21 protein-coding genes and 1 pseudogene are annotated in these 23020 nt (G+C 58.1%); 6 read left to right on the top strand and 16 right to left on the bottom strand.

Annotated elements, in window-relative coordinates:
• Positions 1-5: 5 nt before the first annotated feature.
• The 4 genes from sseA to CHH27_RS04845 all read right to left on the bottom strand — a co-directional run bounded on the left by sseA (position 6) and on the right by CHH27_RS04845 (position 2699).
• Positions 6-851: a 3-mercaptopyruvate sulfurtransferase gene (gene sseA / locus CHH27_RS04830; protein WP_094070577.1), complete on the bottom strand. Its 846-nt coding sequence runs from the start codon at positions 849-851 to the stop codon at positions 6-8.
• Positions 852-860: 9 nt separating this feature from the next.
• Entirely contained in the window at positions 861-1334 is a 474-nt protein-coding gene (locus tag CHH27_RS04835; RefSeq protein WP_094070578.1) for a GFA family protein, read from the bottom strand.
• Between the two features lie 38 nt (positions 1335-1372).
• On the bottom strand, positions 1373-2089 hold the full coding sequence (locus tag CHH27_RS04840; protein WP_094070579.1) for an alanyl-tRNA editing protein: 717 nt from the start codon (positions 2087-2089) through the stop codon (positions 1373-1375).
• Between the two features lie 184 nt (positions 2090-2273).
• Complete coding sequence (locus tag CHH27_RS04845) at positions 2274-2699, bottom strand: hypothetical protein (protein ID WP_094070580.1); 426 nt, start codon at positions 2697-2699, stop codon at positions 2274-2276.
• Between the two features lie 132 nt (positions 2700-2831).
• Here CHH27_RS04845 and CHH27_RS04850 point away from each other — a divergent pair, with 132 nt between their 5' ends.
• The gene (locus CHH27_RS04850; protein WP_094070581.1) at positions 2832-3830 is read left to right on the top strand and encodes a hypothetical protein; all 999 of its coding nucleotides are present in this window, start codon (positions 2832-2834) and stop codon (positions 3828-3830) included.
• Positions 3831-3936: 106 nt separating this feature from the next.
• Here CHH27_RS04850 and CHH27_RS04855 read toward each other — a convergent pair whose 3' ends face one another.
• The 3 genes from CHH27_RS04855 to CHH27_RS04865 all read right to left on the bottom strand — a co-directional run bounded on the left by CHH27_RS04855 (position 3937) and on the right by CHH27_RS04865 (position 7242).
• Entirely contained in the window at positions 3937-4581 is a 645-nt protein-coding gene (locus CHH27_RS04855; RefSeq protein ID WP_094070582.1) for a LysE family translocator, read from the bottom strand.
• Positions 4582-4670: 89 nt separating this feature from the next.
• Positions 4671-6134, bottom strand: a complete 1464-nt coding sequence (gene cls, locus CHH27_RS04860; RefSeq protein ID WP_371681822.1) for a cardiolipin synthase — start codon at positions 6132-6134, stop codon at positions 4671-4673.
• A gap of 73 nt (positions 6135-6207) precedes the next feature.
• A complete protein-coding gene (locus tag CHH27_RS04865; RefSeq protein ID WP_094074526.1) occupies positions 6208-7242 on the bottom strand; it encodes a cysteine synthase A in 1035 nt (344 codons plus the stop codon).
• Positions 7243-7556: 314 nt separating this feature from the next.
• Here CHH27_RS04865 and CHH27_RS04870 point away from each other — a divergent pair, with 314 nt between their 5' ends.
• Positions 7557-8222: a ChrR family anti-sigma-E factor gene (locus CHH27_RS04870; protein ID WP_094070584.1), complete on the top strand. Its 666-nt coding sequence runs from the start codon at positions 7557-7559 to the stop codon at positions 8220-8222.
• A 58-nt stretch (positions 8223-8280) separates the two neighbouring features.
• Positions 8281-9087 carry an SDR family oxidoreductase gene (locus CHH27_RS04875; RefSeq protein WP_094070585.1) on the top strand — a complete coding sequence of 269 codons (807 nt, stop codon included), beginning with the start codon at positions 8281-8283 and terminating at the stop codon, positions 9085-9087.
• 35 nt (positions 9088-9122) lie between these two features.
• Here CHH27_RS04875 and CHH27_RS04880 read toward each other — a convergent pair whose 3' ends face one another.
• From CHH27_RS04880 to CHH27_RS04920, 9 genes and pseudogenes are all read right to left on the bottom strand, one after another.
• A complete protein-coding gene (locus CHH27_RS04880) occupies positions 9123-10352 on the bottom strand; it encodes a cyclopropane-fatty-acyl-phospholipid synthase family protein (RefSeq protein ID WP_094070586.1) in 1230 nt (409 codons plus the stop codon).
• A gap of 19 nt (positions 10353-10371) precedes the next feature.
• The gene (locus tag CHH27_RS04885) at positions 10372-11223 is read right to left on the bottom strand and encodes a DUF1365 domain-containing protein (RefSeq protein ID WP_094070587.1); all 852 of its coding nucleotides are present in this window, start codon (positions 11221-11223) and stop codon (positions 10372-10374) included.
• On the bottom strand, positions 11220-12518 hold the full coding sequence (locus tag CHH27_RS04890; protein ID WP_094070588.1) for an NAD(P)/FAD-dependent oxidoreductase: 1299 nt from the start codon (positions 12516-12518) through the stop codon (positions 11220-11222). Before CHH27_RS04890 ends, CHH27_RS04885 begins: the two co-directional genes overlap by 4 nt.
• Before the next feature lie 257 nt (positions 12519-12775).
• Positions 12776-13375, bottom strand: a complete 600-nt coding sequence (locus CHH27_RS04895) for a hypothetical protein (protein WP_208988572.1) — start codon at positions 13373-13375, stop codon at positions 12776-12778.
• Positions 13376-14359: 984 nt separating this feature from the next.
• Positions 14360-15795: pseudogene (locus CHH27_RS04900) on the bottom strand (M81 family metallopeptidase).
• Positions 15796-15809: 14 nt separating this feature from the next.
• Positions 15810-17720, bottom strand: a complete 1911-nt coding sequence (locus CHH27_RS04905) for a beta-N-acetylhexosaminidase (protein ID WP_094070590.1) — start codon at positions 17718-17720, stop codon at positions 15810-15812.
• Positions 17721-17724: 4 nt separating this feature from the next.
• The gene (locus CHH27_RS04910; RefSeq protein ID WP_247646193.1) at positions 17725-18522 is read right to left on the bottom strand and encodes an SDR family oxidoreductase; all 798 of its coding nucleotides are present in this window, start codon (positions 18520-18522) and stop codon (positions 17725-17727) included.
• Entirely contained in the window at positions 18515-19381 is an 867-nt protein-coding gene (locus CHH27_RS04915; RefSeq protein ID WP_094070592.1) for a MurR/RpiR family transcriptional regulator, read from the bottom strand. The genes CHH27_RS04910 and CHH27_RS04915 overlap by 8 nt, the downstream gene beginning before the upstream one ends.
• Before the next feature lie 4 nt (positions 19382-19385).
• Entirely contained in the window at positions 19386-19772 is a 387-nt protein-coding gene (locus CHH27_RS04920) for a RidA family protein (RefSeq protein ID WP_094070593.1), read from the bottom strand.
• A gap of 88 nt (positions 19773-19860) precedes the next feature.
• Between CHH27_RS04920 and CHH27_RS04925 the strand changes: the two genes are divergently transcribed.
• The 3 genes from CHH27_RS04925 to CHH27_RS04935 are packed head-to-tail and all read left to right on the top strand — an operon-like array spanning position 19861 to position 22964.
• A complete protein-coding gene (locus CHH27_RS04925; RefSeq protein WP_094070594.1) occupies positions 19861-20382 on the top strand; it encodes a hypothetical protein in 522 nt (173 codons plus the stop codon).
• A 2-nt stretch (positions 20383-20384) separates the two neighbouring features.
• Positions 20385-21893 carry a M81 family metallopeptidase gene (locus tag CHH27_RS04930; RefSeq protein WP_094070595.1) on the top strand — a complete coding sequence of 503 codons (1509 nt, stop codon included), beginning with the start codon at positions 20385-20387 and terminating at the stop codon, positions 21891-21893.
• A gap of 3 nt (positions 21894-21896) precedes the next feature.
• Complete coding sequence (locus tag CHH27_RS04935; protein ID WP_094070596.1) at positions 21897-22964, top strand: alanine racemase; 1068 nt, start codon at positions 21897-21899, stop codon at positions 22962-22964.
• The last annotated feature ends 56 nt before the right edge of the window (positions 22965-23020 follow it).

Below are 23020 nucleotides of genomic sequence, written 5' to 3' on the forward strand. Positions count from 1 at the left end.
CGGTTTCAGGTTCCGGCTGCGACGATGTCTGTGTCGTCGCGGCTTCCCCATTCCGCCCAGGATCCATCGTACAGGGCCAGGTCACGCGCGCCCAGGATGGTCAGCGCGAGCGTCAATATGGCGGCCGTCACGCCGGAGCCGCAGGTGGTTGTGACGGGCCTGGAAAGGTCGACACCGGCCTTTTCGAAGACTTCCTTGAGCTCATCTCGTGACAGGAACGTGCCGTTTTCCCGGATAAGCTGGGTAAAGGGCAGGTTCAGCGCCGTCGGCATGTGCCCCTTGCGCAATCCGGCGCGCGGTTCCGGGGCTTCTCCGGAAAAACGTTCGGCAGAACGTGCATCCAGGATCTGGCGGTTTCCGGTGGCGATTGCCGTTTTTATGTCGCCCAGATCGGCCACGGCGCCGTTGTTGAGGCGCGCAGAGAAATGGCTCTGAACGCGCCGTGTATCGTCATCGACGAAGGGCCGCCCTTCGGCGCGCCATTTCGGAAACCCGCCATCCAGGACATAAACGCGTTCCGCACCCATGCTGCGCAGCGTCCACCAAACTCGCGGAGCGGAGTAGAAGCCAAAGTCATCATAGACCACCAGCGTCTGGCCATCTCCAATGCCGAGTTTCCGCATGGCAGAAGAAAAAACATGCGGCGCGGGCAGCATATGCGGCAGCTCGCTGGAGGTGTCGCAGATTTCATTGACGTCAAAGAAGATGGCACCCGGAACATGCGCATTCGGATAGACCGGAGGTGCATCCGGATGGGTAACTGGCGGCATCCAGGCATTGATGACCACCAGATCCGGCGACGACAAGTGATCGGCCAGCCATTGAGTGGATACGAGCGGATGGTCAGTCATCTTGTTTCCTCAGGTCTCGAGAAGGTCTTTGGACCGGTGCCATTCTTCAATGGACTGGTCGGGATAGTGCTGGAAATGAATGTGACCCGGGCCATCTGGAACATCGATCCAGTCCGGTTTGTAGGCCAACATGATATGGACCGTTTCAGGTGGCACAGGCAAGGGGGTATCAATTGATCCGGCATGCGGATGGATCAGTTCCGGCCAGCGAGGGTCCCAGACCCATAGGTGCGAACCGCAAGAACGGCAGAAGTGACGTTCCGCAGGGCTGGTTTTACCGTCAAGGATCGCGTTGTAGACGGACTTGGACTCAGCGCCCTGAACCTTCAAGCTGCCTGCATCTGCCATCAGATTGATCGCATATCCACCGCTGCCGCCGACCTTTCGGCAAATGGAGCAATAACAGCGCATATACGGATAAGGGGCCTTGCTCTCCAGTTCGAAGGAGATGGCACCGCAACGACAGCTTCCTGATAATTTCATGTCCGGCCTCCCGGTTCAGCCACAGGCGTGCGCGCGCCTCAATCCGTCAGGCGGATTCGCACGCGCCTGTTCTGTTTGCCCTTTTTCTCGATTTTTCCAAGTTCGAGCGGGCCGATTTCGGAGGTCTTGCCCACATGCGTGCCACCACAGGGCTGCAAATCGACATCGCCTCCGATGCGCACCAGACGCACCCGCCCGGAACCGCGAGGTGGTTTTACCGACATGGTTTTCACAAGGTCCGGATTGGCGTCCAGCTCTTCGTCCGTAATCCACTCGGTCGTGACATCGTGGTCGCCGCCGGCAAGCTCGTTGAGTGTTTCAAGTAATGCTTCCCTGTCGACGGTTTCTTCACCCATGTCGAAGTCCAGGCGGCCTTCACCGTCACCTATCTGGCCGCCCGTAACAGGATAGGGCAGGGCAACGGACAGCAAGTGAAGGGCCGTATGCATGCGCATCAGCCGGTAGCGGCGCGACCAGTCGATATGTGCCGTCAAACGGCTTCCGATTTCGGGAACTGCCTGTCCCTCTGCGGGAACGTGCACAACAGTCGACTTGTCAGCGTCATAAACAGCGGTCGCGATTTCGATGCGGCTACCGTCTTCCAGTTCAAGACTGCCGCAGTCGCCGGGCTGGCCGCCGCCGGTCGCATAAAACACTGTCCGGTCGAGCAAAATTCCACCACGTTCATTGACGTTTTGCACCACGGCCTCGCAGGTCCGAAGATAGGCGTCGTCTCGAAACAAAGGGGTGGTCATTAGGCTCTCCAGGGTCCGGCAATGGTCTGACTTGAGCAACGTTCGGCCAACTACGCAAGGGCTAAAATTTTGAGTCTTGCCGGATGCACCACAGACAACGCCCGCAAACCGACTGGTTCGCGGGTGTTGGCACAAAACGGGTTTAAAGGACTTCTGGTGACTGCCTCAGTTAGGAGACCGTCGACTAGTCCTCAAAATTCAGGTCGACAAATCCTTCCGTCCAGTTCTGCTTGTTCGAGACGCCTTTGGCGTTGGTGAAAACGGGTTGATCCGTCTCTTCCCGCGTCACCGTGAAGCACAGTTTGCCCCACCCGTCCGCGCTCCAGTCTTCGCAATAATGGCCCTTGCCGTCGATTTCGACGGCCTCCCACGGGATATTGCGGATCATGTCGCCTTTGACCACAACAACGGCGATACCGTCCTGATGGTTGTTCTGACGGTATTGAGTGACACCATCCGGAAAGAAGCCATAGATTGAATTGCCCGACATCATCGTCTTGATTTCGTCTGCGGTCAGGTTGACAGGATCGGCCAGTGCCAAAGGTGCGATTGTCACTGTCATCAGCAGAAACAGACCCAATCGTTCAATTCCGGGTTTGAAGTTGTGCATTTGGTCCTCGGCGAGATTTCATCCATGTGTCTCAACCCCTTGGCTAAGTCCAAGCGGCGGCGTTATCTTGTTCTGGAGGTTGACGGAGGCCTGTGAATATCCGTGCCAAAATTTCGGGCAGGCAGAAAACTGATGACCGCAGGACAGCAAAAGCCGGTGAAGGCGCCCTTCGGCGAAGCCTATGCGGTTCACTGGAACTGGTGGCTGCGGACGTTTGCCCAACAGGCCATGCAGCGTTATCCGGAGCTCTACGAGGGTGACGCGAGCATCATAGCCGCGGCGACAGATCCGCTGACACCGATCGACCGGCTCTACCGGCAGCGTGGCAGTGACGCAGTTTTCTGGCTGGCACGGGCACTTGGGCGGCCAAAAGCATTCGATGTGCTCAGCCTTGTTCTGACCTCGTCACCGACTGTGTCGGAACTCGTCCGGCGGTGGCGCGGTTTTCTTGCGCTTCAAGCCGATGTTCGCTTCAAGGAAACCGCCGGAAAAAGTTGCTTTGTTTCGCGCGAACTCGGGCCCGACTTGGTCCTGTCCCCATATCTGATTAGTCCGGCCAACAGGAAACCTTATGGACCGGCGATGCTTGCTGGTGTCGCCGCCGGCACGCTCGACAGTGCCGGTTTGGTTTTGGCAGGCATCTGGTCGATACCGCGCGGGCGCGCCGCTCAACCGCTCTACCGGTTTGGAACATTTGTCGGTGAAGCCCTGGATTTTGACAGTGATATTGTCTTCCGGCTGGCGGAGGGCGACGACACCATGCACGTGAAACCCGCACATCCGCCGCATATCGAGTTTCAGCACCTGAGGAGGGGAGAGGGCAAAATGGTGCATACCGGATTGCTCGCCCGTGTCATCTCCACTCTCGAAAACGTTCACGGAGCTCACGCCGGACTGCCTGCGACCGCTGCCCGAATCGGGATGTCTCCACGCAGTCTGTCGCGCCGGTTGTCGGAGGCAGGGCTTGGCTACGGCCAGCTGGCACGTTTCATACGCTTGAGATCGGCCACACAAATGCTTGCCCGGGTGCCACCAACCTCGAAGACGTCGCCTATTTCTCCGGATATTCGGACCGGCATCATCTGTCGCGGGAATTTCGAAAGCTGGCGGAGGTCGGCCCATCCGGCTTGAGGGATCTCCTGGCCGGCGCACCGTATTGACATGAAAACTGCAGACGTCACCTTGAAACAGGGTGCCGGGACTGGCCTGGCAACTGGTTACCGCAGAGGCATGTCGGTCAACGATTGGCGTTGGCCACAAGCAGTTTCAACGCGAATGTGCCCATGATACCGGCAAAAGCCCAGTCAAACGTCCGCATGAAAGCCGGCGAGGATTTCAAGAACTTGGCAAAGGCACTTGCACCTAGCACCATCAAGACACAGATGGGGGTTCCGAGAGCAACAAAATAGAAGCCGAGAAACAGCAGTTTCCCGACTGCGTGCGGATCGCTTGCGCTGACGAATTGCGGCAGAAACGTAACGAAAAAGAGCACGATTTTCGGGTTGAGGATGTTGACGCCGAGTGCTTGCAGCCAGACCCTGTGGAACGGTTGTTTGCGAACTTTGACCGCTTCAAGCGCGAAACTGGACCCGTTTCGAACCGCCTGGTAGGCGAGCCAGATCAGATAGGCGGCGCCGACGACTTTCAGGATCGTAAAGGCGAGTTCCGAGGCGGCCAGGAGCGCAGAGACGCCGATGGCGGCCAGAACCGTGTGCACAACCAGGCCTGCGGTTGCGCCGAAAACGGCTGCGAGGCCCGCCATGCGACCTTGTGTGAGCGTCTTGCTCATAAACAGCGTCATGTCCGGTCCTGGCGTAATGGAAAGCACCAGGCAGGCGGCGGTAAAGGCAAGAAGCGTGGAGACGTCTGGCAGGAAAGTCATTGATGAGGGGCCCTGGTAAGCGCGAGGGCGCCAATCTAGGGCAAAGCCGGAAGATAAACCAGAGCGTGCGGCGCCAAAATGCCCGTCAATTACAGGATCGGGGAAAGTAGTCTGGCTCCCTGAGCCAGCACCCGGAATACATAACTGCGAGACTGAAAAGCGTCCGGCCAGGTCAGCCGTGCATTCTGAAAATCAGTAGTCAGCATGGTTTCGACATTCCGGATCATCCGCTCGTGGGTGAACCACAATGTCAGCTCGAAATTGATCTGGAAGGACCGATTGTCGAAATTGACCGTGCCAATGGACACAAGGTTGTCGTCCATCAGGGTAACCTTGGAGTGAAGGAACCCGTCCGTATAACGATAGACCTTTACGCCACGCTGAACGAATGTGTCTTCATAGGCATGGCTTGCCAGCCACACCGTCCAGTGATCCCGTTTCTCGGGCAGAAGAATGCGCACATCCACACCCCGCATGGCGGCCGCGCATAGCGCGGTTTGCACGTCGAGAGATGGTACCAGATAGGGTGTCGTGATCCAGAGCCGCCGCTTGGCCTGCGCCGCCGCTTCGACGAAGGCAAGGGCACATTCCTCCAGCTTGTCGGCCGGTCCGGTTGGCATCACAAGCACCGATTCATCGCCAGGCATCGGGATTTCGGTGACCTGGGGCAGTTCGATCTGATTGCCGCTGGCCCAGAGCCAGTCTTCGACAAAGGAGAGCGCACAGGCAACCGCAGCAGGGCCTTCGACCCGAACATGCGTGTCCCGCCAGTGTCCGAACCATTTGTTGCGCCCGACATATTGGTCAGCCACATTGTGCCCACCGACAAAGGCCTCGACATGGTCGACGACGACCAGTTTGCGGTGGTTGCGATAATTGAGCCTCATCGGACCCAGCAATCTGAGGAATTTGTGGTTTTCATTGAAACCGCAAACGCGCACACCGGCGTCCTTCAGGCGGTGGATGAACTCTCGCGACAGCGCGTGGCTGCCAACATCGTCATAGAGGAAATAGACCTCGACACCTGTCTTTGCCCGCTCGATCAACGCAGCGGCCATTTCGCGGCCGAGTGCGTCATCATGAATGGCAAAAAACTGGAAGAAAATGACGGTTTTCGCGCGTGCGATTGCGTCCTTGATTGCGCCGAAGGTTGCTTCGCCATCGATCAGGAGACTGGCCTTGTTGCCCGCCAGGAAGGGAACACCAGCCACACGAGACAGGACTGGCCAGTCCCGTGTTTCCTCGTGATCCGTCAGGCCGAGTTCATCCGCGCGTCGCGCCCGCTCGGACCGGCCGAGCGTCGCCTGGATCTTGGCGTAGTCGCTGAAGGAACGCCATCCGAAAACAAAGTAAAGCGGCACGGTGACATAGGGCAGAAAAAACAGTGACAGCAGCCAGGCAGCAGATCCTTGTGACGTCCGGGAATTCATGACCTCGCGTACCGCACAGATCCCGGCCGTGACGTAGAGGGCCGCAACGAAAGCCGCGACCAGCCCAAGGTTGTTGGCCATGGTGTCCAGGAGACCCGCATCTGTCACTGCGTCGTGAATCACCGTCTCAGCGGGGCCACCAGTGTCAGGGATTGCGGGAGCATCCTGTTCCATGGGTCGTTTGGCGCTTCAGCGCTCAGGCAAACGGCGGCGTGATGGTAACCTCACGCTCCAGCCAGGCCGGAACCGGCAGGTTTTTCGACCGCAGGAACTCCGGATTATAGAGTTTCGACTGATACCTTGTGCCGTGATCGCACAAGATGGTCACAATGGTTTTGCCCGGACCGAGTTCGCGTGCCAGGCGGCGTGCACCAGCCAGATTGATTGCAGACGATCCCCCCAGAAGAAGCCCTTCTTTCTCGGCAAGGTCAAAGACAAGCGGCAGGGCCTCTTCGTCCGGGATGGTCCAGGCATGATCGATCTTGAGGTCTTCGACAATCACTGTACTGCGGCCAAGACCAATGCCTTCCGAAACGGAGCCGCCTTCTGAGGCAACCGCGTCGCCCGAGGTGAAAAGCGACTGCATCGCCGCACCGCGCGGATCCGCGCAGCCGATTACGACACCGGGTTTGTTTTCCTGCAGGTAAGTGGAAACTCCGGCGAGCGTTCCACCCGAACCGACCGCACAAATGAAACCGTCGACCCGGTTGCCGGTCTGGGCCAGAATTTCCGGACCGGTGGTCGTAAAGTGGGCTTTGCGATTGTCGAGATTGTTCCACTGATCGGCAAAGATGACGCCGTTCGGCTCGGTCTTCGCCATGTCTTCAGCCAGACGGCGCGCGACATGCTGATAATTGTTCGGGTCCTTGAACGGTTTGGCCGGAACCTCGACCAACTCTGCACCGCAGAGGCGCAGCATGTCCTTCTTTTCCTGGCTCTGGGTTTCCGGTATCACGATCACCGTCCGGTAGCCGCGGGCGCTTGCCACCAGCGCCAGCCCGATGCCCGTGTTACCGGCTGTGCCTTCCACGATGACCCCACCAGGTTTCAAATCGCCACGTGCCTCGGCCTCCAGAATCATCTGGCGGGCTGGGCGGTCCTTGACGGATTGACCCGGATTCATGAATTCCGCTTTTCCAAGGATCTCGCAACCGGTTTCCTCGGAAAGGGCCTTCAGGCGGATGAGGGGCGTGTTCCCGATCGCATCGACAACAGAAGCGGACACAGACATATTATTGGTTCCTGGCTGATCTGTTCCGGAGCTCATGCCGGACAGATTTTTCTGACGAGCACCGGACGCTAAAGGTCTCCGGCACCTTGATCAAGTTTGCAATGTAATGTGATGAGATCTGAATACCAGCCGGGAACACCGTGGAATCAGGCTTTTTTGCAGTCCGATTGAAGGTGGGCCGGCAATTAATCGGCCCAGAAGCTGGACTGAATCTCAATTTCAAATATTTATGGTGTAAATGATGATCCAAGCAACGCGGCGCAGCGTAACGCGCTTAAGATAACTTAAGACGCTGGAGTTTTATGAGAGCGGCAATGGAAAAGAACGTGACCGGAATGGATGAACTGCTGGCCGGCTACGCGGCCGGGACCTTGTCCTATCCGGCCCAGGCACTGGTTGGTGCGCATCTCGAGCTGAGCGGCCAGAACCGCAGCTATGTCTCGTCACTGGAGACACTTGCCGGTTCGGGTCTCGAGAGCTGCGAACCCGTTGCTCTATCTGATCGCGAGACGGCACTCTCTGCCATATTCGAGACCGACGCCGCCGATCTCAACGACAATCTTCCTGGAGCCCCGTTGACACGGGCTGCTGGCATGCAGACGTCCGGTGTTCCCGGGTCCCTTCAGGCAATTGTCGGGGACACGCTTGAAAACCTTCCGTGGAAAACACTGCTGCCGGGTGTCAAGGAATGCAAGTTTGAAGAGATCGATGGCTGCAACAGCAGCCTCCTGTGGGTGCGAGCGGGCCGCGCGATGCCCTCCCATACGCATCACGGCACTGAATTGACGCTGGTCCTGAAAGGCGGGTTCCGGGACGAGGACGGGCATTACGTTGCAGGCGACCTTGCCTATGCCGACGGAGATGTCGATCACAAGCCTGTGGCAGACGAGGGCGAAGACTGCATCTGTTTCGCTGTGACTGCAGGCCGCCTGCAGCTGACAGGCCCGGTCGGACGATGGTTTGCGCCCTTCATGCGTTAAATGAGATCCGACCCCCAGGTGGTTTGCGTAGAACACGCAAATCATTTGGGAGACTGTTTTGCCGAAAAAACAATATGTTGCCATTCCGGATGACGGTTGCGTCTGGATCACTGGTGCAAGTTCAGGGATCGGGCGTCAGCTTGCGATTGATCTGGCACGAGCTGGATGGACTGTCGTCGTCACGGCCAGATCCTTGTCCGCCCTTACGGAACTTGAGGAGCGGGCTGCCGATCTGAGCGGACGGATCTGTGCCTATGCAGGCGACGTGGCAAACACCGAGCTGATGGAGCACATGGCGGCGGAGATCGAGGAACACCTTGGACCGGTGGTGCTTCTGGTTGCGAATGCCGGCATCTATCTGCCGCAGGACGGTCTCTCCGGTCATGTCGAAGACTATCGCAAAACCTTCGAGGTCAACCTCATGGGGACGGTCAACGTTCTGTTGCCGGTGATCAATCGCATGAAGGAAAGGGGCAGGGGACAGATCGGTGTTGTGTCATCGGTGGCCGGCTATGGCGGTCTGCCGACATCTGCGGCCTACGGAGCGAGCAAGGCGGGCCTGATCAACATGGTCGAGTCGCTGAAGTTCGATCTGGATCTCGCCGGTATTCGCATTCAGCTGATCAATCCGGGGTTTGTGGACACGCCCGCAACAAAGTCCAACCCGTTTCCAATGCCGCATCTGATGACGGTCGAGGAAGCCGCACGGGAAATCGTGAAAGGATTGAACCATCCGAAAAGGTTCGAAATTGCCTTTCCTGGCCCCTTTGTTCGGCAGCTCAAATTCTTGCAACTTTTGCCCTACCGGGCCTATTTTGCCCTGCTGAAGCGCACCACGGGCTGGTCACAAAAAAAGGCCGGTTAGCAACCGGCCTTTCATTTCTGCTGTCGCCAAGGCCCTCAGCCCGATTTGACATAGACCATCTGGCGCACATCGATGTTGCCGGCGCGAAAACCGGCTTCGCAATAGTGCAGGTAGAACTCCCAGAGACGCTTGAACCGTTCGTCAAACCCGAGCGGGCTGATTTGGGGCCAGGCCTGGCGGAACCGCTGTCGCCATTCCGCCAGCGTGCGGGCATAGTCCTGCCCGAAAATCTTCTGATCCATGAGGTCCAGACCCAGCGATTTGCCGATTTCCATAAGCCGGGTTGGCGGCGGAAGCATGCCGCCTGGAAAGATATAGCGCTGGATGAAGTCGGTGCCGCGCTTGTAATCCTCGAACATGGTGTCCTGGATCGTGATGATCTGCAAACCTGCCCGGCCACCCGGTTTCAGGCAGGTGGACAATTGCCGGAAGTAGGTCGGCCAGTACTTCTCTCCGACGGCCTCGAACATCTCGATTGACGCAATGCGGTCGAAGACACCTTTTTCATCTCTGTAGTCCTGAAAGACCACGTCGACCTTCTCGTTCAGGCCGGCCTTGAAAATGCGCTCGCTGGCATATTCGAACTGCTCCCTGGAGATGGTAAGCGCCCGCACATGGGCACCGACTGTCTTGGCGACATGTTCGGCAAATCCACCCCAGCCGCAGCCGATTTCCAGAACCGTGTGGTCCGGTTCAATGCCTGTTTGGCGCACAAGTGAAGCGTATTTTTCCTTTTGGGCCTGTTCGAGATTGTTGGTCTCGTTGCTGTAGATGGCCGAGGAATAGGTCATCGAAGGATCGAGCCATTCCTTGTAGAAGGCGTTGCCCAGATCGTAGTGTGCGGAGATGTTGCGTTTCGACCCGCGCTTTGTGTTCGAATTCAGCCAATGCCGGATAGACAACAGGAAGCGCGATATCGGGCGCCCCTGCAGCGCTTCCAGGGTTGATTCCTGGTTGATGCAGAAGACTTCGAGAAAGGTCGTCACATCGGGAGACGACCAATATCCGGCCATGAAGGCTTCGCCGACACCTACATCTCCCGCCTGCACGGCCATTCGGAAGAATTTCCAGTTATGGATTTTCAGAACCCCGTGCGGACCGGCCTCCCGCCCGTTGATCAGATAGGTGCGTCCATCCGGAAACTGAATTTCCAGGGATCCGTAGCGAATTTTCAGCGCCAGGCTCGCTGCCATGCGGGCTAGGCGCGGCGTCCCCTTCAATTCTTTCCGGAGATTTTCCTGAGTCAGGACGATAGGCTCACTCATGGCAGAACCTCTTGAAATATCATTGTTTTGATGCCAGCGCCGTTTCTTGGACGTGACGGACCGGTCCCCCATCCGGTACGTCCCTGTCGGGCCGACGATGAAATGGTACACGCTTGCGCCAGATTTTAAAGGCTTCCCAGTGAATCGCGCTCATCACCTTGAGCGTGAGAAAGGGAACACGCAAGCAGGCCTTGACGAGTGTGCTCGTCCGAAAGGGCTTCAGTGCGCCGGAGAAGGTCGCAGAGAGGAGAGGGCCTTCGGCATCTGTTTCCAGGATCCTGACCCGCACGGTTTCACCAGGCGGCAGCATTCGAAAGTGATAGTTCTGGTCCATGCTGATGAATGGAGAAACGTAGAACTCCTTGCGTTGCTCCTGTCGGATACCGGCATCGCTGATCTGTCCGTCGCGCACGGGGGCGACATAGGTGTGCAGGCCGCCAAAGGTGTTGCGCACTTCATAAACCAGTGCCGTCAGTTGATCCTGCCGGTCGTAGGCATAGTAGACACTGAGCGGATTGAAGCCGTAGCCGAGAAGACGCGGATAGGCGAGCAGGAGTATCCGGTGCGGGCGGTCGATCTGTTTGTCCCGCAACAAGCGCTCGACATGGCTACGCAGGCAGGTGCCGTCCCTGGGGCCATGATCCTTCTCGTGAAAAGACAAAAGGTTGAAGCGGTTGATCGAAAAAAGCCTGCTCAGCTTTCCGGCTTCGTGAAGCCGGTCGAGATCAAGCAGCGTCGTGAAGACGGAATAGGAGAAACGATGCTCTCTCGGCTTCATGCGTTGGTGCATGACCGCACCGTCGTAAAGGGCGGCCGCCGCTTCCGGCGGCGGTCCATTATCCCTCCAGCGATTGCTCGGCTTTCCCGTCATTCGGCGGCGTCCAGGAACTGAGGCTGCGTTTCTTCCTGATCCCAGGGTAGACGCGCACCGAGCGCTTGCGCCACGTCCAGGCCCGACGCAAGTCCATCTTCGTGAAACCCGTGTCCGCGCCAGGCGCCACAATACCAGGTGTTGTTCACGCCCTGTATCTCCGACAGCCGTTTTTTGGCAGCCAGCGCAGCCGCGTCAAACTGCGGATGATCATAGACATATTTGGCAAATGTCCGGTCTTCGCGCGGAGCCTTGAAAGGGTTCAGCGTCACGAAGACGGGTTTGGCCCGATCGATGTTCTGGAGCCGGTTCATCCAGTAGCTGACTGTGACGTCGCGCGTCTCTCCGGCCTCCCGGTCGGACATGTAGTTCCAGGACGCCCATACGCGTTTGTTTTTGGGCATCAGGTTTTCGTCACGATGAAGGTAGACTTCGTTCGGGCGATACCGGATCGCACCCAGGATATCGCGCTCCGCCTCGCTCGGATCGCCCAGCATGGCCAGGCTCTGGTCGGTGTGGCTGGCAAGGACAATCTGGTCAAAGGTGTCCGTGTTGCCGGAGCTGTCGGTGACGTGGACACGTCCACCCTCGCGCAGAATGTTGGTAACCGGGGTTCCGAGACGGATCTGGCCAGCCAAAGGCGCCACAAGCCGTTCCACATAGTTCCGGCTGCCACCGGATATCGTTCTCCAGAGCGGGCGCTCGAAGGACAGAAGCCGGTGATTTTCAAAGAACGCAACAAAACTTTCTGCCGGATAGGCGCGCATTTCATTGATGGGCGTCGACCAGATCGCCGCCCCCATGGCCAGGAGGTAGTCGTTGATGAAGCCGGCGGAATAGCGCTCGTTGTCCAGGTAGGCCCCGAGCGTGACACCGTTCAGGCGACCATGCCGAAGATCTTCAACCGACTTCTTGTTGAAGCGGAACATGTCCCGCAGCATGCGGAGAAAGCGTGGAGAGACCAGGTTCCGGCGCTGCGCGAATACCGAGTTCAGATTGTCACCGCACCATTCCAGCTTGCCGTCGTCAGCAGAGAGCGCAAAACTCATGTCGCTTATTTCGCTGGCGACCCCGAGGTGATCGAGCAGTGCCGTGAAATTCGGATAGTTGCGTTCGTTGTAGACAATGAAGCCGGTGTCTACTGAAAGAGGGGCTCCATCATAATCAATGTCGGCAGTGGCGCTGTGTCCGCCGGGCCGAAGCCTTTTTTCGTACAATACGACTTCATGTGAAGAACTGAGCGCCCAGGCAGCGCTGTTTCCGGAGATCCCGGAGCCGATGACGGCAATCCGCATGGTTTATCCTTCGGCGTGACCAACGAGCCGGTGAAACCGACGGCCCAAAAGTCTGGTTCATCATTATTGTTCAGTCGGGTTACGCCAAGTGGAAACGGTCAGATCACGCAGGTCAATGATTTCTCTAAATTTTTTCCAGCGTCGAAGTGTCGGACCGGTGGGACAGAAGAGGAAACCGGGTTTAGCGGAGGGATTGGCCAAATAATAGAAACCCCGCCCGGACAGCCGGACGGGGCAAAAACAACAGCGTTCGGGCCTTAAGCCTGAATGGTGTCAACCAGCCAGTTCCAGGCGACCTTGACCCGCGAGCCGGCGGCATCAAAAAACGCAACGATCTTGTTCCAGACCATCTCACCGAAATCGGCGACCTGCAACATGGTACCGCGTTTCTGGAGGGGCTCGCTACCGGTTTCAATCAGCTCAACGGTTGTTGCATCGGCGCCTTCGTTGACGACGCGGCGCGTCACCATGAGGGAGCCTTCATTTACGAGCCGGGATTCGTCCTTTCCGGCTACCAAGTTGTCCTGATCCATCGCCCGCACAACGACGGCACGACCATCCGGCAAAAGATGCGTTTCGTTGGTGCTGACCTCGGAATCGTAAATGACTTCACCATAGGAATCGATCAATTCGACCCAAACAGCCTTTCGACCGTCGAGTTCAATTTCTCCCACCCAAATGGTCAGTTCACTCTCTAACGGGTCTACCTGTTCCTGGGTGGCAGACGCGACTGTGACCGCAAGACGGTCCTCCGGCAACGTGATTGTTTCCTGAGGCAATGGGGCCGCAGTAGCGCTTCCCGCCAGGGCGAGGATGAGGCCAAGCGCAAGAATTCCTGCTTTGCTATTCCGTTGCATGTACGCCTCCCAAGGCTAATACAACTTCATTCACCGCTTTTGGGGTCTCTTGGCCGGTCCTTTTCGGACACTTTTCAATAGTTTATGCCGTGCGCCCCTATTTTGCGCGGTCACGATTTTGCCATTATCGCACCACATTCTGCCGAATGGGTGTAATAAAGATCACAAATTCACCCTTAATCAGTTACATTTCGGTAATAAGTGTGGTCTGAGGGCCGCATATCAAGGTCAATCACTCGCCCGTGATCGGTTTTGACTCGTCATAACTTACAATGCCTCAGCGTAAGTTTCTTGACTGTGACATTTTTGCACGCATTTTCGGGCGTTTTTTGCGCGATTTGGCGCCGTTGACTGTGGACTCGTCAATCCACGCAATCATCTCGGATGTTTAATGAAGAATTGCCTGTGCGTAAAACAAACGCCCTATCGTTTTACCGATAGAGCGTTTCGGGCTTCAGCACAGTCGATGGGGCCGTGTGTCAAAAAGCCGATATGCCAGCAATGACGGCAATCATGCCACTGGCGGTCGTGTTCAGGTGGGCTTTGCCTCTTGCAGAACACCAACATAGCTGAGATTTCATACTGACCGTTCGTTCATATTCAATATTGTAAAAAATAACAATATACGGAAGTCTGAGACAATCCCGAAAGTGCCTGTTCCTTCTAAGTGGCTGAAAGTAGGGGGAAAGGTATCGCTGTTGTACAGGCGGCTAATTTTTTTGTGCTTCTAATTTAGCCAGACCATTATTTGTGCTCGGCACGTATTCGAAGGTATTTTAAGTCTGAAAGACTAGATTTTTGCCCGTTGGCTGCAGTGAGTCGTCTACAACGGGCGGGCAGGAGCCTTTCCTTCTTTTCGCTTGAACAAGTCTATTGTGCTCTTGAGTTCCGATAACAGGCCGCCGGAAACCAGGCATGGCCATCGACGGGGGAGTGCCCTTGAACCGGTCCCGTCTGCCTTCTGTCGTCCGGCTTCCTATGAATTCAGTTTGGTGCGCGTGCAGAAACGATCGCCTTGGCTTTCCAGTCAAACGACGACTGAAAGGGAAAACAGGGGGATTGCCGATGTTGGTTTTCCAGTCCGCAGATATCCTGGCTGACAGATCCTTCGGTGAGCGCCATCCGTGCGGGGTTCGCCAAGGGGGCGAGTTCCGGTGAAAGATAGCCGGACTTGACGATGAGAAAACGCGCTTTTTCCGGTTCAAGGCCAAATCGGCGAAAGTCGTCCAAAGCATGAAACGGTCGGCGCCGTTCGGTCAGGATGACATGGTTGTTCCGAATGGTGACCAGCAATTCGCGATCGCCTGACGAGGATTGGCCGAGTTTGGCAATGATCCGGCAGGTCGCTGAAACCCGGGCGCAGGAACTGCCGAGCGCCCCGCCAATCGTGAGCTGTGCCTCGTCACCCTCATTGTACGTCCAGGCACGCCCAACGGCAGCAGGATCCGCTATCCCAGCAAACACCGCATCCGTCAGACCTCGGGAAAGCCATTCCGACAAGACGTCTGCCCTGTCGCCAACGCCGCCACCTGTCGGGTTGTCGCCACTGTCTGCCAGGATGAAGGGCGACGTTTCTGTTGTCGTTGCATCTTCCAGGCAGGCACTCAAAGGCTTTGTCGGAACCCCGAAATCGAAGCGAGCGCGGGAGTGCCAATAAGCCTCGGCGATCTCTTCAGCGGCTTGCGAGGCCGCAGCCTTGTCCGTACCGGTGACAACCGCGGCCGCTGTGGCCCTGGGCGTGTCGGCCCATACGTAACCGACCATCAGATTGGCATCATTCACTCCTGATCGCTGGTCGAAATCCGGCAGAGTGTTGTAAAGGGATCTGGTCGGTTCATCCTCGGTGCTGGTTTTTTCCCCCGGAAGCAAAACCGGCACGGGCGCAACGGCGACCAGGCGGCGCTTTCCGCCGCGCAGTTGGTCGGCGAGTTCGAGTGCGGCCCGCACATGCGTTTCCCTGACATCGATATGTGGTGCTGTCCGGTAGGCGCAGAAGATGTCGATCTGATTGATGATCTTTTGGGTGACATTGCCATGCAGGTCATAGCTGACAGCAATGGGAACAGCCGGACCGACAAGCTGGCGAACAGAGGCGATCCAGTCACCTTCCGCGTCCTCCAGCCCAGGCACGTGCATTGCGCCATGCATGATCAGCAAGACGCCGTTTACAGGCAGCACGGCTTCCAGGTCCTGAAGGAACTGCGTCTTGAACGCTGAATAGCAGTCCGGCTTTACGGGACCGCCCGGGAGGGACCGCGCGTGAAACAGCGGGCTGAAGGTAACGTTGGAAAACCGCTCCTCCATCAGACCGCATTGCTCAAGCAGTTTTTTGCCGCGGACGACATTAAAATCATCCGCGGTTTGCTGCAGGGGGAATAGGTGCTGCATTCCGTATGAATGCCGCCGACCGCGATCTTCATGGAATGCGCCCTTTCTAGAGTTCGGGGAACAATTTGCTGCTGGCGGCAAAGCGCGGCCAGTTCTTGTTCTCCGGTTGCGTCCAGCCGGCTTCGGCCACGGCATAAAGGCGCGGGAAGACCATATGGTTGAACACGCTGTTGTCGACCATGTGTTCGCACCAGATGCAGGCCTGGACCCCGACCAGCGCGCCCGGACCGGAGGCGCTGAGCCCGTCGGAGGCCTCATAACCATAGGCGGATTCCGGTGAGGAGACGCCGGCCCAGCTTGCACCGGGCTCCTGCCAGCCAGAGGCTTGCGCCATGTCGAGATAATAATGCTGCCCTGGCGTGCAGATGACCTGATAGCCCTGGTCAATCAATTCGCGGGTCACTTCCGGTTTCTGCCAGGCCATCAGAAGCACACCGTCCGGGTCGATGCCGCCACCGTGCGAAACCTCGTCCCAACCGGCCAGCTTCTTGCCGAACTTCCGCAGGATGTCGCGTACGCGGCCCATGAAATAGGCCTGCACTTCCATCGTGTCCTTCAGTCCGTGCTCTTCCATCAGGCGCTGGGTCTTGGGAGAGGTCAGCCAGGCCTTGGTGTCGACCTCGTCGCCGCCGATGTGAATGTAGTCGCAAGGAAAGAGGCTCGCGACCTCGGCAAACACCTTTTCAAGAAAGGCGTAGGTTTCCTCCATCGCCGGGTTCAGCGCATTGTTGGGATATCCCTGAACGGAATGGTAGCTCTCGGGCGGTTCTGCCTGGTCGCCAAGATGGGGATAGGTCTTCAGGATCGCCGTGGAATGACCCGGAACGTCGATTTCCGGCAGAATATCGATGTTGAGGCTGGTGGCATGGGCGACAATGTCCCGGACCTCGTCCTGCGTGTAGGCGCCCTCATAGACTTCAGAGGCATATCCGAGCTGAGCGACCTGCTGACAGCCGGGCCCACGGCGGGCACCGCTCACGGTCAGTTCCGGATAGGCCTTGATTTCAAGACGCCAGCCTTCGTCGTCGGTCAGATGCCATTGAAAGATGTTCATCCGGGCCCAGGCGAGTATGTCGAGCAGTCGCAGGATGTCCTCTGGGCCGCGGAAGTGTCGTGACACGTCCAGATGGGTGCCGCGCCAGGTAAAGCGGGGAGCATCTTCGATACGGGCGGCTGCCGGCAGGCAATAGCTTTCCGGGGCGCTGTAGGCGCCGAAGGCCATCTGCGCCAGCGCCGTGAGACCATAGTCAAGGCCGACCGATCCACCATAGCTGATGGCAACTGCTGCCGACTTGAATTGCAGGCGATAGCCGTCCTCGGGAAGGGTGGGGTCCGCTTTAAAGGTCAGCGGCATCAGGTCTGCGCCCGGTGCAAACCGGAATGGATAGGGAGCTGCCGAAAAGAGCCGCTTGGAAAGCGCATTGATTTTCGCAGCCGCGGATTTCTCGATGGTCGTGCCATTGTCGATCAAGAAGGCGGACAGAGCACTTTTCTTGCCGGCAAAGTCGACGCTTTGTGGCCAGGGCACAATATAGAGCGGCGTGTCGACGTGCCCGTCTGGTACCTGTTTGCGTTCACCGGTATCAAGTTCGGCCGGTGCTTCAAGGTCGGTGCACTGCACGTCGTGGATCGCACCTGACGCCGTCAGATAGGCGGATTTCGGTCCGTCGAGCCTGTGTCTTCCCGGGTGGCTCAAGCCTTCGATGGAAAAGGACCAGGTTTCTCCCGGCTGCAGGACGAGGCCGTCGGGTGGCGTGATCTCGTGAAAGTTGGCGACGCGCGTAAAGCCCGCGGCATTCTTGAGCGTCGCGCTGTTAACTGCACGTGTGACGGAGGTGAAAGCCAAAGAGAAAGAGGAAACCGCCTTGCTGCCGGTATTGGTCAGTGCAAGGTCGAAACGTGCCTTGGCAAGGTCATCAGAAGGCTGAAAATAACTGTCGAGAACAAAGTTGCTCATAAGCTTATCCATCAAAGTCAGGCGATTGGGTGAAGGTGCGGGGCAGCGCCGTTGAGCCTGCGGTCAGACCGCTGTCGACGGGAAGGCAGATGCCGGTGATGCAGCGCGCGGCGGGGCTGGCAAGGAAGGCGACGGTGGTTGCAATGTCGTCCGGTTCCGGCAGCTGTTTGAGAGGGTACCAGGCAAGGGCTTCTTCAAAGACATCCGGATTGGCCTTCGCGCGGTCTTTCCAGGCTTGTGTTCTGACGGTGCCGGGCGCGACGGAATTGGCGCGTAGGCCGTATTTGCCGTATTCGACGGCAATGGCCTTGGTCGCGTGAACGAGCCCCGCTTTTGCGGCGCTATAGGCCGGATGGCCGAACGCAGCCAGACCGTTGACCGAAGCAATATTGACGACACAGCCTGAACCGCACGCGGAAAGGGGAGTTTCAAACACCTTGAAGGTATTGAGCGCGGCCTCCAGGTTCAGGGAGAGGTCCCTTGCCAGGTCTACAGCGGTCATGGAATGCAGCGTCGGCGACGCGGCAGCCCCCGCGTTGTTGATGAGGACGGTCACCGGCCCAAGACCCGCGACGGAAGCAGCCATCGCGGTAAGGGCTTCGGGATCGGTCAGGTCGCAAACAAAGGCACTGGCCTGGAAGCCTAGCGCCTTCAGATCGGCCACAGCCGCATCGAGTGCTGCACCAGCAATATCCACTGCGGCGATGTGATGGTTTGGGGCGAGTGCCCGGCAAATGGCCGCGCCGATATCGCCGGCTGCACCCGTCACGACGGCGACGGATTTGGCAGAAAGGTCAGTCACCAAGAGCTTCCTTGTCATCCGGATCCCGGGAATTGCTGAGCTGGTATTTGACCCGCCGAAGGCTTTCGCGCGCCTCGTTGCCGCGTTTCATGGCGACAAGCGTTGCCAGAAGGTCGGTCACATAAAGGAACGCAAAACGGCTGGTGCTGGGCCGCAGGATGTTGTCGCCCTCCGGCAGGTCGATTCCGATCGTGATGTCTGCAAGATCAGACACCGGGCGGTCCGGACGCGTCAGCGCAATCACGGTGGCGCCATAGGTCTTGGCCGCCTCAAGCGCGCGCACCATCTGCAGGTTCCGGCCGGAGACCGACGACGCCAGCACGACATCTCCGGCCGATAGGGTTGCAGCCTGCATGAGCTGCATGGCGTGATCTGTAATGCTGACAGTCCGCAGGCCGAGCCGGAAGAAACGGTTCTGCATTTCGTCGGAAATCATCGAAGATGTGCCACCGGCGCCAAATGCGGCCAGGAGACCTGCTCCCGAGATGGCGTCAACGGCCTTGTCTATTGCGGCCATGTCAAGTGTCTGGCGTGTCTTGACCGCTGCGTCCTGAAGTTGGACCAGCAGACTGTCGGCAACATCCGAGGGGGCGGCCGAGGCCGCATCCACCGCCAGATAGCGAGTGCCGGCAAAGGTGACCTGCGCGACCTGAACCTTGAACGCGGTGAAACTGTCGCAGCCCAGACGCCGGCAGAAGCGCGTCACGGTCGGCGGCGAGACGCCCGCCCGTTCAGCAACATCCGTTATGCCGGCGTTGACAATGAAATCCGCTTCCGTGCGCAACAGGCTTGCCAGAATCCGTTCCGACTTGGACAGTTCCGGTTCGATCTGCTGCAGCACGGATAGGATGTCCCGCATGGGGTCAGTCCGGCTTCTTGTAGGCGACGCAGTCGATCTCGACCTTGCAATCGACCATCATCGTCGCCTGGACACAGGCACGCGCCGGCGGGTGTTCGCCGAAATAGCTCTTGTAGACGCCATTGAAGGACCAGAAGTCGCGCGGATCGTCCAGCCAGACGCCGCAGCGCACCACGTGTTCGAGACCGTAGCCGGCTTCTTCGAGGATCGCGATGACGTTCTTGATGGTCAGATGTGTCTGTTCAACGATGCCGGTGCCGACGATTTCACCGTCCTTCATCGGCACCTGGCCGGAGACATACAGCCAGCCGTCCGCTTCGACAGCGCGGGCGAAGGGAAGGTTCTGGCCACCGGCACCGGATTTTTCAGCACCATAGCGTGTGATCGACATATTCAGCTCCAAAAATGAAAATGATTTACATAGTGGTTTGACATTGGTTTTATTTCACCCGTATATTTTTCAAAAATCAACCATCAAAATGAAAATGGTTTCCGATATGCAGGGTGTTTCCGACAGTCAGACCAATCCTTTTTCAAGCGTGGACCCAGACAGGGCGGAAATCTGGGACATGTTGGTGATGCGGGACATCAACGCCTTCGTCGCCGCGGACTGGTCTCAGGTTGCCGATGATTTTGACGTATCGGCGTTTTTCGGCGTGGACGGGGGCAGGGCAGTCAATCCGGACGACTGGACGCTCGGATTCCCTGACCTTGAAACCTACAAGACGGAATGGTTGCGTCAGGCCGCCGACTTTGCCGAGACGGAATTTGCCGAAGACGCCAGGGCTGCGATTTTCGAGGCAACGGACCTGTCTGCGATTGAAGTCAAAGGCGGTCGGGCAATCGCTCACAAGAAGTTCGACGGCTCAATCACCAAAGCCGATGGCAGCGTGGACAGGTTGCTCTGGCAGACGCTTTATTTCTGCGTCCGCAAGGAGGGGCGCTGGAAAATCTGCGGCTTTGCCGGTTATCTGCCCAATCCGTTGGCGGTGGCGTCCTGATCATGTCCCGACCACGCGCATTCACGGCCGTCCTGGCAACCGAAACAAACACGTTTTCGCCGATCCGTGTTGATATCGAGGCCTTTCGGGCGTCGCTTCTGGCCCGGCCCGGAGAACACCCGCAGACGCCGACGCTGTGCTCTGCTGTGGTCACGGTGGGGCGCAGATTCGCCCAGCTACATGGATGGGACTTGATAGAAGGAACCGCAGCCTGGGCGGATCCGGCCGGTCTTGTGGCGCGGCAGACGTACGAGGATCTGCGTGACGAGATCTGCGGGCAGATACAGGCGCAACTGCCGTTTGATGTTGTGGTGATCGGCTTGCACGGCGCCATGGTTGCCGATGGCTATGATGACCCGGAAGGTGACCTGCTGGGCCGCATTCGGACGCTGGTTGGCCCCGACACACCGATCATTGCGACATTCGACCCGCACAGTCACCTGACCGCAAAGCGCGTTGAGGCAGCTGACGCCCTGATCGCCTTCAAGGAATTCCCTCACATCGATTTTGTCGAAAGGGCGGAAGATGCCTGGGAAGTTGCAAGGCGTACAGTCGCTGGAGAAGTCACGCCGGAAATAAGCGTTTACGACCCGAAGATGATCGACGTCTTTCCCACAACGTCTGAGCCCATGCGTCACCTTGTGGATGAGATGATCCGGCGTGAGAGGGAAACACCAGAGCTGCTGTCGCTGTCCGTGGTGCACGGATTCATGGCCGGAGATGTTCCTGAAATGGGGTCGAAGGTACTTGCGGTAACCGACGCCAACCCGGAATTGGGAGAGGCGGTGTGCCGTGAATTCGGAGAACGACTGTTCGGACTGCGCGGAAAGGCGCGCAGCCGGGAACTGACGCCGGATGAAGCCTATGACAGGGCGCTCGCCTTTGAAGGCGGTCCTGTCACAATCGCAGATATGTGGGACAATCCAGGCGGCGGCACCGCCGGGGATGCGACCATTCTTCTGGCAGAGGCAATGGCGCGTGAGCTCGACAACATTGCTTTTGGCTCGATCTGGGACCCGGTTTCGGTTCAGCTCTGCCATGTCGCTGGTGAGGGGGCTCGCATGCAATTGCGGTTCGGTGCCAAGTCAGCACCGGATACAGGCGCTCCGATCGATGCCGAAGTCGAGATTGTCCGCAACATCCGGAATGCTGAGCAACGCTTTGGCGAGAGCCATGTTCCGATTGGCGACGCCAGCCTGATTCGGATTGGCGGCATAGAGGTGATCCTGAATTCAACAAGGGCTCAGTGCTTCGACACGAGCCTGTTTTCGAATTTCGGGGTCGAACCGACGGATCGGAAGATCCTGGTCGTGAAATCGACCAATCATTTTCACGAGTCCTTTGCACGGGTCAGCCCGTTGATCCTCTATTGTGCTGCCGGCAGGCCCTATCCGAACGATCCGCGCGTCACGCCGTATAAAAAAGCGCCAAGAGACATCTGGCCGATCAACGCTGTGCAGGCACCTCAGGAAATCCAGGCGCGCACGACGGCCGCCAAGCAGGGAGTTTGAGCGATGAGTGTCGGGCTTTCCATTCACGAACTTCTGACGCCGGTTGCCGTGATCGATGAAACGGTCATGGCGACCAACATCAAGGTCGCACAGGACTATTTCGACAGGATCGGCCGGAATTTCCGGCCGCACATCAAGACCCACAAGATCCCGGCGCTTGCGGCCGCGCAGTTGGCGGCAGGGGCCAGGGGCATCAATTGCCAGAAGATCAGCGAGGCGGAGGTTTTCGCCGATGCCGGGTTCACCGATATCCTGATCACGTTCAACATGCTCGGCAACGCACGCCTCAACCGTTTGCTGGCTCTGAACGCGAAGGTCGATCTTCAGGTCGTTGCCGACAATCCGGTTGTCGTGGATGGTTTGGCAGCGGTTTTTTCCAGGGAACAACCGCTCAAGATCCTGGTTGAATGCGACACTGGCGCGGGTCGAAATGGCGTGCAGTCACCGGAGGAGGCAGTTGAGCTCGCAAAGCACATTAACGCGGCGCCGGGGCTTCAGTTTCACGGCCTCATGACCTATCCGCGGCCCTCTTCGGAGAAGGACGTAGAGGCTTTCTTTGCGCAGACGATCAAGCAGTTGGCTGCCGCCGGTCTGGATTGCCCGGTTGTTTCGCATGGTGGATCGCCCAGCCTTTTTGACAGCGACCTGGTCGCAAGCGCGACAGAGCACCGGGCCGGGACCTACATTTTCAACGATCGGTCCATGGTGCGCGCCGGCATGTGCGACTTCGACGATTGCGCGATGCATGTGCTGGCAACCGTCGTGTCCAGGCCTACGGAAACCAGAGCCGTTCTGGATGCCGGGTCCAAGGCGCTGACCTCCGACCTGCTTGGCTTTTCCGATCATGGACTGATGATCGACTATCCGGACGCATCGATCACGTCACTGAGTGAAGAGCATGCGGTTGTGGATCTGAGCAAGTCTTCGACAAAGCCGGAGGTTGGTGAACGGGTCCGGATCATCCCCAACCACACCTGCGTGGTTTCCAATCTCTTCGACAGGATGGTGTTCCATCGAGACGGCGTGGTGACGCGCATTGAGCCCGTCGCCGCCCGTGGGCAAGTCGTCTAGTCCTCCAGACGACTTGCCCGCCTAATCAGTACAGAAAACGGCCGCCCGAGAGCGGC

The sequence above is a fragment of the Labrenzia sp. VG12 genome (genome assembly GCF_002237595.1).
Taxonomy (GTDB): domain Bacteria; phylum Pseudomonadota; class Alphaproteobacteria; order Rhizobiales; family Stappiaceae; genus Roseibium.

Bases quoted from the DNA above. Each gene is read 5' to 3' on its own strand.
- sseA (WP_094070577.1), bottom strand. From the start codon at position 851: ATGACTGACCATCCGCTCGTATCCACTCAATGGCTGGCCGATCACTTG.
- CHH27_RS04835 (WP_094070578.1), bottom strand. From the start codon at position 1,334: ATGAAATTATCAGGAAGCTGTCGTTGCGGTGCCATCTCCTTCGAACTG.
- CHH27_RS04840 (WP_094070579.1), bottom strand. From the start codon at position 2,089: ATGACCACCCCTTTGTTTCGAGACGACGCCTATCTTCGGACCTGCGAG.
- CHH27_RS04845 (WP_094070580.1), bottom strand. From the start codon at position 2,699: ATGCACAACTTCAAACCCGGAATTGAACGATTGGGTCTGTTTCTGCTG.
- CHH27_RS04850 (WP_094070581.1), top strand. From the start codon at position 2,832: ATGACCGCAGGACAGCAAAAGCCGGTGAAGGCGCCCTTCGGCGAAGCC.
- CHH27_RS04855 (WP_094070582.1), bottom strand. From the start codon at position 4,581: ATGACTTTCCTGCCAGACGTCTCCACGCTTCTTGCCTTTACCGCCGCC.
- CHH27_RS04865 (WP_094074526.1), bottom strand. From the start codon at position 7,242: ATGTCTGTGTCCGCTTCTGTTGTCGATGCGATCGGGAACACGCCCCTC.
- CHH27_RS04870 (WP_094070584.1), top strand. From the start codon at position 7,557: ATGGAAAAGAACGTGACCGGAATGGATGAACTGCTGGCCGGCTACGCG.
- CHH27_RS04880 (WP_094070586.1), bottom strand. From the start codon at position 10,352: ATGAGTGAGCCTATCGTCCTGACTCAGGAAAATCTCCGGAAAGAATTG.
- CHH27_RS04885 (WP_094070587.1), bottom strand. From the start codon at position 11,223: ATGACGGGAAAGCCGAGCAATCGCTGGAGGGATAATGGACCGCCGCCG.
- CHH27_RS04890 (WP_094070588.1), bottom strand. From the start codon at position 12,518: ATGCGGATTGCCGTCATCGGCTCCGGGATCTCCGGAAACAGCGCTGCC.
- CHH27_RS04895 (WP_208988572.1), bottom strand. From the start codon at position 13,375: ATGCAACGGAATAGCAAAGCAGGAATTCTTGCGCTTGGCCTCATCCTC.
- CHH27_RS04905 (WP_094070590.1), bottom strand. From the start codon at position 17,720: ATGAGCAACTTTGTTCTCGACAGTTATTTTCAGCCTTCTGATGACCTT.
- CHH27_RS04915 (WP_094070592.1), bottom strand. From the start codon at position 19,381: ATGCGGGACATCCTATCCGTGCTGCAGCAGATCGAACCGGAACTGTCC.
- CHH27_RS04920 (WP_094070593.1), bottom strand. From the start codon at position 19,772: ATGTCGATCACACGCTATGGTGCTGAAAAATCCGGTGCCGGTGGCCAG.
- CHH27_RS04925 (WP_094070594.1), top strand. From the start codon at position 19,861: ATGAAAATGGTTTCCGATATGCAGGGTGTTTCCGACAGTCAGACCAAT.
- CHH27_RS04930 (WP_094070595.1), top strand. From the start codon at position 20,385: ATGTCCCGACCACGCGCATTCACGGCCGTCCTGGCAACCGAAACAAAC.
- CHH27_RS04935 (WP_094070596.1), top strand. From the start codon at position 21,897: ATGAGTGTCGGGCTTTCCATTCACGAACTTCTGACGCCGGTTGCCGTG.